General features: G+C 73.0%; 10 protein-coding genes. 2 read left to right on the top strand and 8 right to left on the bottom strand.

Annotation, left to right across the window (positions count from 1 at the left end; all coding sequences use genetic code 11):
• Positions 1–172 precede the first annotated feature (172 nt).
• The 4 genes from ACIPN7_RS03210 to ACIPN7_RS03195 form a co-directional block, all read right to left on the bottom strand.
• Positions 173–1,897: a hypothetical protein gene (locus tag ACIPN7_RS03210; protein WP_400537902.1), complete on the bottom strand. Its 1,725-nt coding sequence runs from the start codon at positions 1,895–1,897 to the stop codon at positions 173–175.
• Positions 1,894–2,469, bottom strand: a complete 576-nt coding sequence (locus tag ACIPN7_RS03205) for a sigma-70 family RNA polymerase sigma factor (protein WP_400537900.1) — start codon at positions 2,467–2,469, stop codon at positions 1,894–1,896. The genes ACIPN7_RS03210 and ACIPN7_RS03205 overlap by 4 nt, the downstream gene beginning before the upstream one ends.
• A gap of 75 nt (positions 2,470–2,544) precedes the next feature.
• Entirely contained in the window at positions 2,545–4,293 is a 1,749-nt protein-coding gene (locus ACIPN7_RS03200) for an RNA polymerase sigma factor (protein WP_400537898.1), read from the bottom strand.
• 109 nt (positions 4,294–4,402) lie between these two features.
• Positions 4,403–5,674: an RNA polymerase sigma factor gene (locus ACIPN7_RS03195; RefSeq protein WP_400537897.1), complete on the bottom strand. Its 1,272-nt coding sequence runs from the start codon at positions 5,672–5,674 to the stop codon at positions 4,403–4,405.
• A 143-nt stretch (positions 5,675–5,817) separates the two neighbouring features.
• On the opposite strand from ACIPN7_RS03195, the gene ACIPN7_RS03190 reads away from it, so the two are divergent.
• Positions 5,818–6,315: a GyrI-like domain-containing protein gene (locus ACIPN7_RS03190; protein ID WP_400537895.1), complete on the top strand. Its 498-nt coding sequence runs from the start codon at positions 5,818–5,820 to the stop codon at positions 6,313–6,315.
• Between the two features lie 105 nt (positions 6,316–6,420).
• Here the strand turns inward: ACIPN7_RS03190 and ACIPN7_RS03185 are convergent, their stop codons facing one another.
• From ACIPN7_RS03185 to nirB, 4 genes are read right to left on the bottom strand one after another with little or no spacing between them, the layout of a single operon-like run.
• Positions 6,421–7,512 carry a uroporphyrinogen-III synthase gene (locus ACIPN7_RS03185; RefSeq protein WP_285107707.1) on the bottom strand — a complete coding sequence of 364 codons (1,092 nt, stop codon included), beginning with the start codon at positions 7,510–7,512 and terminating at the stop codon, positions 6,421–6,423.
• A gap of 52 nt (positions 7,513–7,564) precedes the next feature.
• Entirely contained in the window at positions 7,565–8,353 is a 789-nt protein-coding gene (gene cobA, locus ACIPN7_RS03180; protein WP_400537893.1) for a uroporphyrinogen-III C-methyltransferase, read from the bottom strand.
• Entirely contained in the window at positions 8,350–8,775 is a 426-nt protein-coding gene (gene nirD, locus ACIPN7_RS03175) for a nitrite reductase small subunit NirD (RefSeq protein ID WP_400537891.1), read from the bottom strand. The genes cobA and nirD overlap by 4 nt, the downstream gene beginning before the upstream one ends.
• Positions 8,772–11,399 carry a nitrite reductase large subunit NirB gene (nirB, locus tag ACIPN7_RS03170; protein ID WP_400537889.1) on the bottom strand — a complete coding sequence of 876 codons (2,628 nt, stop codon included), beginning with the start codon at positions 11,397–11,399 and terminating at the stop codon, positions 8,772–8,774. Before nirB ends, nirD begins: the two co-directional genes overlap by 4 nt.
• Positions 11,400–11,581: 182 nt before the next feature.
• On the opposite strand from nirB, the gene ACIPN7_RS03165 reads away from it, so the two are divergent.
• Entirely contained in the window at positions 11,582–12,364 is a 783-nt protein-coding gene (locus ACIPN7_RS03165; protein ID WP_400537887.1) for a class I SAM-dependent methyltransferase, read from the top strand.
• Positions 12,365–12,498: the final 134 nt, after the last annotated feature.

Below are 12,498 nucleotides of genomic sequence, written 5' to 3'. Positions count from 1 at the left end.
GGTCCCGGCCCCGTCGTCTGCCCGATCACGTTCTCGTCCCCTCGCCTGCGGGCCCTGCGCCCCGCTCTTACCCACATACGAGCAGGGCGCAGGAACCGTTGGGACGCTGGCCGAACTTTTTCGGCCGAGCTGATTATCAGGCCGGGCGGGTCCGGGCCCGACGACGGCGGGGTCAGTCAGTGGCGGAGTAGTACCGCCAGGTGCCGTCCTCGCCGATGCCGATCACCATGCCCGTGTACCCGAAGGTCGTGTCGGCTCGCTGCGAGTCGGCCTGCTCCTGCGTGAGCAGGCCCGCGTCCACCACCTCCTGCCACGCCTCGTCCGAGTCGCGGAACTCCTCGGTGGAGACACGCGGCCAGACGACCGTGGGGACGCCCCCGCTCTCTCCGGCGACGGCGCCCCCGGTGCCGGCCAGCAGCCTGACCAGCGTCCGGTACTGCTGCGTGTCCGTGTCGGGCAGGGCGAAGGTCTGCTCCGCCGTCTCGGTTCCGAACATGAGCTCCGTGCCGTCCTGGTTCGCCAGCCCCATGAGCTGGTCGGAGTCGCAGGCCAGCACCGCGTCCACGATGGCCGCCGCCTTCGTCCCGGCCCCGTCGCTCGGCGAGTTCGCCGGGTCGTAGGCCAGGTCGAGACCGTCCGCGGAGCAGTCGCCGGCGGCTTCGCCGCCGCTGCCGTCGGCGTTCGGGGCGAGGGTCGCCCAGAACCGCGCGACGCCGTCGGGCACACTCGCCAGCCGGATGTCCACGACCTCCTCGCCGCCGCCCACCACGGGCTCAGACACGAACCGCTCGCCGTCACAGGGGACGTCGACGGACATGAACGCTTCGCCGGAGTGCAGCACCACCTCGATCGACACCACGTCCCCGGGGTCGGCGCTCTCGCACTCGGCGGTGATCACCGGAGTGCCGGTCGTGATGTACCGGAACTGCGTCTGCTCCGCAGAGACCCAGCTCGTGCTGCGGTCCAGGACCATGCGGGTGAGCTCGCCCTCGACGGGCTCCGGCGGCTCGATGGTCGCGTCGCCGCCGCGCTCACCGATGGGGGTGTGCGCGCCGTCGGCGTCGAGGCGCACCTCGACCGGCTCGCTCACCGCCGTCGCGAATGCCCCCGAAGCGGTCTGCGGGAAGGCGACCACCCGGACCTCGTAGTCGCCCGCGGGCAGGGGTGTCCCGAAGGTGTCGACGGTCTCGGTCTCGACGGGCGCGCACGTGGTGAACGCACCCCCCTGGGCCTCGGTCGCGTCCCCCGCGGAACCCACCAGGGGCTCGCGGAGCACCGGCGCCTCGAAGACGTTCGTCCCCAGGTCCACCACCACCCCGTCCTGGCTCCAGACCAGGACCGGCGGGACGTCGAGCGACCCGTCGGTCCCCGCGACCGCCGCCGCCATGCCCCACGTAGTCGAGGGCTCGCCGCCCTGCTCCGAGGTCACGGAGTAGATGTCGCCGATCGACGCCGCGGACCAGCCCGCCGCCGTCGTCTCCAGGTCCGCCACCGGCATACCGCAGGCCAGGTCGCTCCAGTCCAACCAGGAGGGCACGTACCCCTCCTGGATCACGCTCGTCGCGGGCGGTCCCGACGGGGACGGCTCGCCGGTCGGGTCCGCGGACCGGTTGGGGGCCACGATCTCGCTCGGCGTCCCGGGCACCACCGGGTCGGCGTTGTCCCACAACGGCGTCTGCGTGACGCCGAAGGCGAGCACACCCGCCACCACCAGGCTGGCGCCGGCGAGGCTGCCGACCTTCGCGGCACGGCGCCGTCGCACGCGGTCGCGCACCACCGAGAACGAGACGTGCAAGTCGTCCACCTCCCCTCCGGGCATCGCGTCGGCGGCGCCATGGAGTGCGCCGCTCAGGAAGTCGTTCTGGTCGGAACGGTCGTTCAGGTCGTCGAGGCTCATCGGGCGGCCCTCCCTTCGGCGGGTCGGAAGTCGTCGGGGCGCAGGATCTCCTGCAGGTTCTTGGTCGCGTCGGACAGGTACCGCTTGACCGTGCCCTGGGCGGTGCCCAGGGCGTCCGCGATCTGCGGCACCGTCATGTCCTCGAAGTAGCGCAGCACCACGCAGGCGCGCTCCCGGGCGCCGAGCTTCGCGAGCGCCGTCATCACGTCGACCCGTGCCGACGCCGCCTGGTCGGCGCCGCGGGTGCTGGGGTCGTCCGCCATCAGGTGCTTGATCCCGGACCAGCGCTGCCGCTTGCGGTAGCCGTCCAGGTAGATGGTCAGGACCGCCCGCCGCACGTAGCCCTCCACGTTGGTGAACGGCGAGTCGAGGTCGTGCGCCCGGCTGCCCGCCGCCACGCCCACCCCGCCGCCCCGGCCGGGGCGGCGGAGCCGCGAGTAGACCTTCACCAGTGCGTCCTGGACCAGGTCCTCGGCGAGCGCGCGGTCGCCGGAGAGCATGTAGGCATAGCGGACCAGCGCGCTGCCGCGCGTCCGCATGAGCTCATCGAGCTCGTTCTCCCATACCGCCATGGCCACCTCCCCGGTGCGTGTGTGCTGTCATCGTCTCCACAACCCACATGACGCGCCGTCCGGAGGTTTCGTTGGTCACTCGCCGATGTAGTAGTCGGCGAACGCTGCCGTGGCCAGGTACTGCGGTTCGCCGTCCGACGCCGGGTCGATCTCGGTGAAGGCGTAGAGGGTGTAGCCGCCGTCCGGCAGCCCGGCGTCGGGATCGGTGAGGCAGGTGAGGTCCGGCTCGACCGGTACGACGACGGACGTGTCACCCTTGGCGTCGACCTGGAGGGCCTCCTCCGGCTCGGACCAGACGTCCCGGCCCACCCCGACCACGCGTCCCGCACTGAGCCAGACCAGGGTGACCGGAGTGCGGGTGGTGTCGACGGCCTTCCCTGCGGTCTCGGTGAACGTGACCGTCACCTCGGTGGGCGTGAGGGACGCACCGTTGGTATCTGCCGAGAGCCGCAGGTCCCCGCGCTCCGCGGGCACATGGGTGCCCTGCGGGATGTCCGACGCGTGGGCGCCGCAGGCCAGGCGGGTGCCCTCCAGCCACTCGGGCTGGTAGCCGTCGCGGATGTCGACGGTCAGGGGCTCCTCGGCGGGTACGTCGACCTCCGGCACCTCCAGGGTGACGGGCTCGCTGACGGCCATCCCGCTCGTCCCTTCGCCGTCGTTCCAGGGCATGACGGCGTAGACGTCGTAGGTGCCGGCCGGGCGCGGCTCCAGGAAGGTCTCGGCGATCATGCCCACCGTCCAGTCGCCGCACGCCGTGGCCGCGGCGGCCTCGGCGACGTCGTCCTGGGACTTCCCGGCGTCAGGCAGCGGGTAACCGCCCTCGTGCCAGCCCGCCCCGAGGTCGACCACCTGGCCGTCCTGGGCGAAGACCAGCATGGGGTAACCGCCGCTGAGCGCGGGGCCCTCGGCGTCGGTGCGGGTGATGCGCACCGGGGCGGTGAGTCCGTACCCGTCGACCGTCAGGTCGCCGGTCAGCTCCAGCTCCACGGTGTCGGCCGTCGACGTCAGCTCCGTGACCTCCATGCCGCACCGGTACTGGGGGCCCTGGTCGGTCCACTGCATCGGTACCCAGCCGCCGGCGGCCGCGTTCGACACCTCCGGGCTCTGCGTGGCCGGGACCACCGGCTCGGACAGGAGCCGCGCCGGCCCCCACAGCGCCGCCATCGCCAGCACGCCGGCGAGCACCAGCGAGGCGCCGCCCAGCGCGCCCACCTTCACCGCACGACGGCGGCGCACCAGGCCCGAGACCACGTCGAGCCGCTCGTCCAGCGCCGTGTCCATCTCGGGCACCGTGATCTCCGCGAGCGAGCCGCGCAGCACCTCCATCGCGTTGGACAGGTGCCGCTTGATCGTGCCCTGGCTCGTGCCGAGGGTCTGCGCGATCTGCGGCACCGTCATGTCCTCGAAGAACCGCAGCACCACCGACTCGCGCTGCCGCGGCGAGAGCTTGGCCAGCGCCACCCCGACGTCGACCCGCGCCGTCGCGACGCGCTCCGCCGCGGGCGCGCGGTCCTCGTCGGCCAGCAGGTGCTTGATGCCCGTCCAGCTCGTCTGCCGCCGGTAGCCGTCCAGGTAGATGGTCAGCATCGCCCGGCGCACGTACGCCTCCGCGTTCGTCAGCCGGGGCTGGTCCAGGTCCACGACCTGCCCGCCGTCGTCCGCCATGCCGCGCGGGCGGCGCAGGCGCGAGAACACCTTCACGAGTGCGTCCTGCACCAGGTCCTCGGCCTGCGTCCGGTCCCGGCACAGCGTGTACCCGTATCCGACCAGCGCGCGGCCCCGCCGCGCCATGAGCTCCTCGAGCTCGCTCTCCCACTGCGCCATCTGTGACGCCCCCTCTCGCTTTCATCCTCCCTGACGGGTGGGAACGGCAGAACGATGATGGCGAGGTCGAGGCAATCTGCGAGGAGCTCGTGGACGCGGCCGGGCGTGCCTAGGGCGTCGGCATTGGCGCCACGCCGCTGTCCAGGTCCACGGTGATCGGGTCGCTGACCAGAAAGGCGTCCTGGAAATCGGCAGGGTCGGCGACGATCGCGAGCAGCTCGTACCGCCCGCCAGCACGTTCGTTGTCGTATCTACGGGTGTCTTCGACCAGCGTGTCCGCTCGGCAGGACGACGCGTTCCCGGCGCCGGCCGGCCCGGTCCAGGTCCCCTGCTCAACGAGCGCCTGAGGTGCCTCGTCGTTGTTCAGATCGCTCCAGTGGGTTGGGAGGTCGACGATCCGACCGTCGTGCGCCCAGACGATCAGCGGCGAGGTCATGTAGGCGAAGTCCTCGTCGAAGATGCCGTCCGGTACCTCGCCGGAGATCGTCACCGGCAGGCTCCAGAACGAGGTGTGCCCATCCGTCTCGGCCGCCAGGTCACCGCTGATCTCGAGGTCGAACGTGCCCGTGTCCATCGCCTCCAGCTCCTCGACCGGCATGCCGCAGTACACCCCGACGTCCTCTGGCCAGCTCGCCGGCACGTACCCCGGCGTGTACTCGATCTTGTCGTCGGCGGGCAGCGGCTCCGAGCGGATCCACGGCTTGACCGCGAACGCGCCCCACGCGAGCACCACGGCCAGCACCATCGACACACCGGCCACGGCACCCACCTTCGCCGTCCGACGGCGGCGCACCGCACCGGCCACCACGTCCAGCCGCCCGTCGAGCGCGCTGTCCATCGCGGGCGCCGCGATCTCGGCGAGCGACCCACGCAGCACCTCGATCGCCTCCGACAGGTACCGCTTGATCGTGCCCGGCCGGGTGCCCAGCGCCTCCGCGATCTGCGGCACCGTCAGGTCGTCGAAGAACCGCAGCACCACCGCCTCGCGCTGCCGCGGGGAGAGCCGGGCGAGGGCCACGCCCACGTCGACCCGCGCGGTCGCGACCCGGTCCGCCCCGGGCGCGCTCTCGTCGGCGGCCAGGAGGTGCTTGAGGCCGGTCCAGTGGTTGTTCCGTCGGTAGCCGTCGAGGTAGATCGTCAGGATCGCCTGGCGCACGTACGCCTCGGAGTTGGTGAGGCGGGGCTCCTCCAGGTCCACGACCTGCTGCCCGCCGTCGGCCGTCCCGGAGCGACGGCGCAGCCGTGAGAACACCTTGACCAGCGCGTCCTGCACCAGGTCCTCGGCCTGCGCCTTGTTGCGGCACAACGAGTACGCGTAGCCCACCAGCGCCCCGCCACGTCGCGTCGCGAGCTCCGCGAGCTCGGCCTCCCACTGCGCCATCGAAGCGCCTCCTCTCCCCGTTCGTGCTTCCTGACGGACGGCGCACCGAAAACGATGCGGTCCGTCGGGCACGGAGAGCGGAACCGTCGAGTCGGGACGGTACGGCACCGATGAGTTCCGCCGGCCCGGGTGGTCCGCACCCCATGAGCACCTACCGCGTCGAGACCCGACCCGAGACCCCCACCGCCGGCATCACGGACACCGTCACGATGAGGGAGATCGCGAGGATCGCGGACCGCATCCCCGAGATCGCCGGCTGGCTCGCCGAGCGCGGCTCGCACCCCGCCGGCGCCCCGTACTTTCGCTACCACGTGATCGACATGGCGAACGGCCTCGTCGTCGAGGTCGGCTTCCCGGTGCCTGACGGCGCCGCGCTCACCTCCGCGGGCGACGTCGCCGTGGGCAGCATCCCGGCCGGGCGCTACGTGACGACCGTGCACCACGGCCACCCCGACGGGCTGGTCGACGCCACCGGCGCGCTCCTGGAGTGGGCCGCCGCGGAGGGGCTCACGTTCGACCGGCACGACACCGACGCCGGCGACGCGTGGGCGGGCCGGTTCGAGTTCTACCTGACGGACCCCGCCGAGCAGCCGGACATGGGCGAATGGGACACGGAGCTCGCGTTCAGGCTGGCCGGCTGACTCCCGTTCGCCGCCGATCCGCTTCGAGGCCCGACTTTCTCCGCTTTGAGCGGCTTCAAAGCGGAGAAACTCGGGCCTCGAAGGGAATGAACCCGGACCTGGGAGTCAGGCCAGCTCGATGCGGTAGCCCCGCTTGACCACGGTGCGGATCAGGTCGCGGCGGCCCGCCGCCTCGCGCAGCCGGGCGATCGCGACCTCCGCGGCGTGCGTGTCCTGCGAGTCGCCCGGCAGCGCGGCGAGCACCTCCTCGCGCGGTACGACGTCGCCCTCCGCCGCCGCGAGCAGCCGCAGCACCGCGACGCCGGTCGGGGACAGCGGCAGCACCTTGCCGTCCAGCACCGCGACGCGCGCCCGGATCACCAGCGACCCGGCGACCGTGCTGAGCGCCACGGACTCGATGTGCTCGTAGTGCCCCACCAGCGCGCGCACGAGCGCGCCGAGCCGCCCGCGTTCGGGCTGCAGCGGCACGATCCCGCGATGCTCCAGCGGCTTGGCCGTCACGGGCCCGACGGCGGCGGCGACCGTGCCGCCGTCGGCGAACCGCGCGCGGACCCGGTCGACCAGGCCCTCGGCCTCGACGGCCTGCAGCCAGGCCTCGGCGCCCGGCGCGGACGTGAAGACCACGGCGTCGATCTCGCCGTCGGCCACCGCGTGCGCGGAGTCGCGGACCGCCGTCGGGTCCGGCGCGGGGCCCCAGCGGTAGACGACGAGGCTCGCGACCTGGGCGCCGGCCTTCTCGAACACGTCGTCCAGCCCGTCGGCGCCCGCGCCGTGGTGCTGGATCGCGATGCGCAGCCCCTGCACACCCTCGCTGAGCAGCACCTCCGCCACCTCGGCGGACGTCTCGGACTCGGCCACCCAGTCGGCCTGCAGGCCGGCGGCCTGGATCGCCCCGCGGGCCTTGGGGCCCCGCGCGACAAGCCGGATCCCGGTGAGCATGCCGAGCAGCGGCTCGGCGAGCCCGTGCGCGTCGGCGGCCTCGATCCAGGCGCGGAACCCGATCCCGGTCGTCACCACCAGGACGTCCGGCGGCGCGGCGACGATGGCGCGCGTCGCGGCGATCAGCGTCTCGTCGTCGACGTGCGGGATCATGCTGAGGGCGGGCGCGTGCCGGATCGTGGCGCCGCGCCGCTCCAGGGCTGCGGCGAGCTCGGAGGCCCGGCGCTCCGCCGTGACGAGCACGGTCGCGCCGGCCATGACCTGGCCCAGCGTCGGGTGGGCGGCCTCGGCGCGGGCGGGCGCTGCGACGTCAGACACCGGCACCTGCCAGACGTCGCTCACTCGTACCCTCCAGAAGCCCAGCCGCGGCCACGTGGCCGATGACGACGACCGCGGGCGACCGCACACCACGGGCCGCCGCCACACCGGCCGCCTCGTCGAGACGGGCCCGCGTGACACGCTGCTCCGGCGTGGAACCGTTCTCCACCATCGCCACGGGAGTTCCGGGATCGGCGCCTGCGGCCAGGCACTGCGCCACGATCGCGCCGAGGGACCGCACCCCCATCAGTACGACAAGCGTAGCCGTGCCGAACCGCACGCAGGAGAGCGCGGCCTCGTCGAGCGGCCCGGACGTGCCCGCGGTGGGCCCCGCGGCGCAGTGGCCCGAGACCACGTGGAAGCCCGTGGTGACCCCGCGGTGGGTGAGCGGGATGCCGGCCAGCCCCGGCACGGCGACGGCGGACGTGATGCCGGGAACCACCTCGACCGGCACGCCGGCCGCGACGCACGCGAGCACCTCCTCGCCGCCCCGGCCGAGCACGAACGGGTCCCCGCCCTTGAGCCGCACCACGTGGGCGCCCGCCAGCGCGTGCTCCACGATCAGCTCGTTGATGCGCTCCTGAGGCACGGGGTGCCGGCCGGGCTCCTTGCCGACGTCGACCACGCGGACGTGCGGCGGGAGCTCGGCGAGGATCTCGACGGGGCCGAGCCGGTCGGCCACCACGACGTCGGCCGCCTGCAGCGCCCGCCAGGCCCGCACGGTCAGCAGGTCGACGGCACCGGGCCCACCCCCGACGAGCGTCACCCGCCCCGTCGTCACGGCAGACCCACGTAGACCACGTCCTCGCGGACCTCGACCGGGTAGGTCACGAGGTCTGCCGGGAGGTCGTCCTTCGGAGACTTGTCCGCCATCGCCAGGCACGTGCCCGTGGCCAGGGAGAACACCTGCTTGTAGACCGGCGCCGCCACGGTGGGCTCACCGGCCCGGGTGCCGACGATCCCGCGCGACATGACGTGCGCCGCCGAGAACGGGTCAAGGTTCTGCACGGCGTACACCCGCCCGGCGTGGACGCCGTAGGCGGCGTCGTCGGGCAGGCGGAAGAGGGCGATCTGGACGTCCCCGAAGAGCGCGGCCGCGCCGCGCTCGGGGAACAGGTCGGCGAGCAGGCAGGCGCGCTCCCAGCGGCCCGGAGGCGCGGGTTCCCCGGCGACCCGGGGGTCCGCGACGTCGTTGACGGTCATGCTCGTACCTCCAGCTTGGGGCCTGCGATGACGACGCCGGACGCGCGCTCGGCCGACGTCGCCGGACGGCGCTGGCCTCGCTCGGTCACGTAGGCCAGCGACGGGTCGGCGTCCTTGGGGGCGTTGACGAAGGAGGAGAACCGGCGCAGCTTCTCCGGGTCCTCCAGCACGGCCTTCCACTCGTCCTCGTAGTTCTCGACGTGCCGGGCCATGGCGGCGTCCAGGTCGGCGCAGATGCCGAGGGAGTCGTCCATGATCACCTCGCGCACGCCCTCCAGGCCGCCGTCGACCTCCTCGATCCACGGCGCGGTGCGCTGCAGCCGGTCGGCCGTGCGCACGTAGTACATGAGGAAGCGGTCGATGGTGCGCAGGAGCTCCTCGGAGGTCAGGTCCTCGGCGAGCAGCCTCGCGTGCCGCGGCGTCTGCCCGCCGTTGCCACCCACGTAGATGTTCCAGCCCTTGTCCGTCGCGATGACGCCCACGTCCTTGCCGCGCGCCTCCGCGCACTCGCGGGCGCAGCCGGACACACCCATCTTGAGCTTGTGGGGCGAGCGCAGGCCGCGGTACCGCAGCTCCAGCTCGACGGCCATGCCCACGGAGTCCTGCACGCCGTAGCGGCACCAGGTGGACCCGACGCACGACTTCACGGTGCGCAACGACTTGCCGTAGGCGTGCCCGGACTCGAAGCCGGCGTCGACCAGGCGGCGCCAGATGTCCGGGAGCTGCTCCACCCGGGCGCCGAACATGTCGATGCGCTGGCCGCCCGTGATCTTCGTGTACAGCCCGAAGTCGCGCGCGACCTCGCCGACCACGATCAGTCCCTCGGGCGTGACCTCGCCGCCGGGCATCCGGGGCACCACCGAGTAGGTGCCGTCCTTCTGCAGGTTGGCGAGCATGTGGTCGTTGGTGTCCTGGAGCGTGGACTGCTCGCCGGCCAGGATGTGCCCGTTGCCGAGGCTCGCCAGGATGGACGCGACGACCGGCTTGCAGATGTCGCAGCCGCGGCCCTTCCCGGTGGTGACCGCGCCGCCGTCCGCCGTCGGGCCGCTCCCGAACCTGGCCACGATGTCGCTGAACGAGTGCAGGTCGGCGACCCGGACGGCGTCGAAGAGCTGGGCGCGGGACATCTCGAAGTGCTCGCACAGGGCCGTGCTGACCTCGATGCCCGCGCGCTCCAGCTCGGTGTCCACGAGCTTCTTGACCAGCGGCAGGCAGGCGCCGCAGGTGGTGCCGGCGCGGGTGCACGCCTTCACGCCCGGCACGTCGGTGCACTGGTGCTCGGTGACGGCGCCCCGGATGGTGCCCGCCGAGACGCTGTTGCAGGAGCAGACGTTGGCGCCGTCCGGGAGCTCCAGACCGGGGGCGGCCCCGCCGCCCTCCGGGAGCAGGAACGCGCTGGGGTCGTCGCCCGGGAGCTCCGCGCCGAGCATGGGGCGCAGGCTCGCGTACGGCGCGGCGTCGCCCACGAAGACGCCGCCCAGGAGGGTGCGGGCGTCGTCGGACAGGACAAGCTTCTTGTAGACGCCGGCCACCGGGTCGGCCCAGACCACCTCGACGGCGTCCTCGGTCCGGGCGTGCGCGTCGCCGAAGGAGGCCACGTCGACGCCGGAGAGCTTGAGCTTGGTCGCGGTGTCGGCCCCGGGGAACTCGGCCAGACCGCCGAGCAGCCGGTCCACGACCACCTCGGCCATCGTGTTGCCGGGCGCCACCAGGCCCAGGCAGCGGCCCTCGATGCAGGCGACCTCGCCGACGGCCCAGACGTGCGGGTCCTCGGTACGGCAGGTCAGGTCGACGACGACGCCGCCGCGCTCGCCGACCGGCAGCCCGGCCGCCCGGCCGAGCTCGTCCCGGGGACGCACGCCCGTGGCGACCACGACGACGTCGACGTCGAGCCGCCCGCCGTCCGCGAAGTCGAGCCGGCCGACGTGGCCCGTGCGGCGGTGCGGCTTCATCTGGCTCGTCGCGGTCTCGGCGCGGACGCCGATGCCCTTGCCGTTGATCAGGCGCTTCAGCGCGTGGCCGCCGCCGAGGTCGACCTGCACGCCCATGAGGTGCGTGCCGAACTCGATCACGGTGGCCTGCGCGTCCAGCGCGGTCAAGGCTCCGGCAGCCTCCAGGCCGAGCAGGCCACCGCCGATGACGGCGCCGCGGACCGGCTTGCCCTCCGGGTAGCTCCGGCGCTTCTCCTCGACCCAGCCGCGCAGGGCCGCGACGTCGTCGATGGTGCGGTAGACGAAGACGCCGGGGAGGTCGTTCCCGGGGATGGGCGGCATCGCGGCGCTGGAGCCCGTGGCGAGCACCAGCTCGTCGTAGGGGTGCACGTGGCCGAGGCGGTCCGTGACGGTCTTCGCCGCGCGGTCGATCGACTCGATCTTGCGGTCGGTGTGCAGGGTGACGAGCGGGTCCGCCCACAGGGCCGGGTCGCCCAGGGCGATGCCCTCGGGGCCCTCGTCGAACCAGCGGGTCAGGCCCACGCGGTCGTAGGGCGCGCGGGGCTCTTCGGCGAAGACGGTGACGTGGTAGCGACCGGCGTCGTCCCGGGCGCGCAGCGCCTCGACGAGCCGCTGCGCGACCATGCCACCGCCGATCACCACAAGGTGCTGAGGATTGCCGGAATTGACCATGTCTTGACCGTAGGTCGCGGGTTTTTCGCGCTGGTGCGCCCTCGGTTACCCGAGCCGAACATCTTCCTCACAGGGCCCCGCATGTCCTGGTGAGCGCGGGCCGATGAGCGCGGGCCTGGTGGCGATGTCCAGGCCCGGAAACGCCACCAGGTCCGCGTTCACTGCCGCTACCGTGATGGCGCATGGACATCCGGACCATGGACATCCCGATCGTGCGGGCTGGCGGCCGCTGGTTGCGCCGGGTCAACGACAGGCATCCGTGGAGCCACGACGACCACTTCCACGGCTGGGTCCTGCGGCGGCTCCCGGCACGGCCGCTCCCGGTCCGGCTGAAACTGGTCCGGCCGCTTCCGCTCCGGCCGCTCCGCCGGCCGCTCCGCGTGCTCGACGTCGGCTGCGGCAGAGGGCTCCTTCTGAGTCGGCTGCGCGGGCGGTTCGACGAGGTGCTGGGCGTGGACGTGGACGCCGCCATGGCCTCGGTCGCCGCCGAACGGTTCGCGGGCGACCCCTCGGTGACCGTGCGCCAGACTCGGTTCGAGGAGGTCGACGGCACGTTCGACGCCGTCACGATGATCGCGGTGCTGCATCACCTGCCGCTCGAACCGGCCCTCCGGCACGCGGCCGAGCTGCTCGCTCCCGGTGGCCGGCTGCTCGTCGTCGGCCTCGCGCGGGCGAACTCGCTGACCGACCTCGCCTGGGACCTCCCGTCGTCCCTGCTCAACCCGCTGGTGGGGCTGATGAAGCATCCACAGCCGATCCGGACCCCTGTGGACGACGGCGGTCCCGGAGCGGACGGTGGCGGAGCGGACGGTGGCGGAGGCGACACCGAACCTGTCATGCCCGTGCGCGACCCCGCCGAGACGTTCGCGGAGATCTCCCGGACCGCTCGCGCCGTGCTGCCCGGCGCGCGGCTCCGCCGTCGGCTGTTCTTCCGCTACACGCTGGAGTGGACCCGGCCGCGGTGAGGTGCCGCGGCACGAGATAGGCCACGCGCGGCGAACACCAGACCGCCGTGTCCGGTTCGTGCGGGTTCACCGCCGCAGAGAGTGCAGTCGATCGGAAGGTGGCCGCGTGGGCGTGATTTCGGCCAGCCTGGCCC

This window comes from Promicromonospora sp. NPDC090134 (assembly GCF_044746965.1).
Taxonomy (GTDB): Bacteria; Actinomycetota; Actinomycetes; order Actinomycetales; family Cellulomonadaceae; genus Promicromonospora.
The sequence above is the reverse complement of the archived record's forward strand: the minus strand, read 5'-3'. Positions and strand labels throughout refer to the sequence as shown.

Coding starts and splice junctions, on each gene's coding strand:
- ACIPN7_RS03210 (WP_400537902.1), bottom strand. CDS start 1,897: ATGAGCCTCGACGACCTGAACGACCGTTCCGACCAGAACGACTTCCTG.
- ACIPN7_RS03205 (WP_400537900.1), bottom strand. CDS start 2,469: ATGGCGGTATGGGAGAACGAGCTCGATGAGCTCATGCGGACGCGCGGC.
- ACIPN7_RS03200 (WP_400537898.1), bottom strand. CDS start 4,293: ATGGCGCAGTGGGAGAGCGAGCTCGAGGAGCTCATGGCGCGGCGGGGC.
- ACIPN7_RS03195 (WP_400537897.1), bottom strand. CDS start 5,674: ATGGCGCAGTGGGAGGCCGAGCTCGCGGAGCTCGCGACGCGACGTGGC.
- ACIPN7_RS03190 (WP_400537895.1), top strand. CDS start 5,818: ATGAGCACCTACCGCGTCGAGACCCGACCCGAGACCCCCACCGCCGGC.
- ACIPN7_RS03185 (WP_285107707.1), bottom strand. CDS start 7,512: ATGGCCGGCGCGACCGTGCTCGTCACGGCGGAGCGCCGGGCCTCCGAG.
- nirD (WP_400537891.1), bottom strand. CDS start 8,775: ATGACCGTCAACGACGTCGCGGACCCCCGGGTCGCCGGGGAACCCGCG.
- nirB (WP_400537889.1), bottom strand. CDS start 11,399: ATGGTCAATTCCGGCAATCCTCAGCACCTTGTGGTGATCGGCGGTGGC.
- ACIPN7_RS03165 (WP_400537887.1), top strand. CDS start 11,582: ATGGACATCCGGACCATGGACATCCCGATCGTGCGGGCTGGCGGCCGC.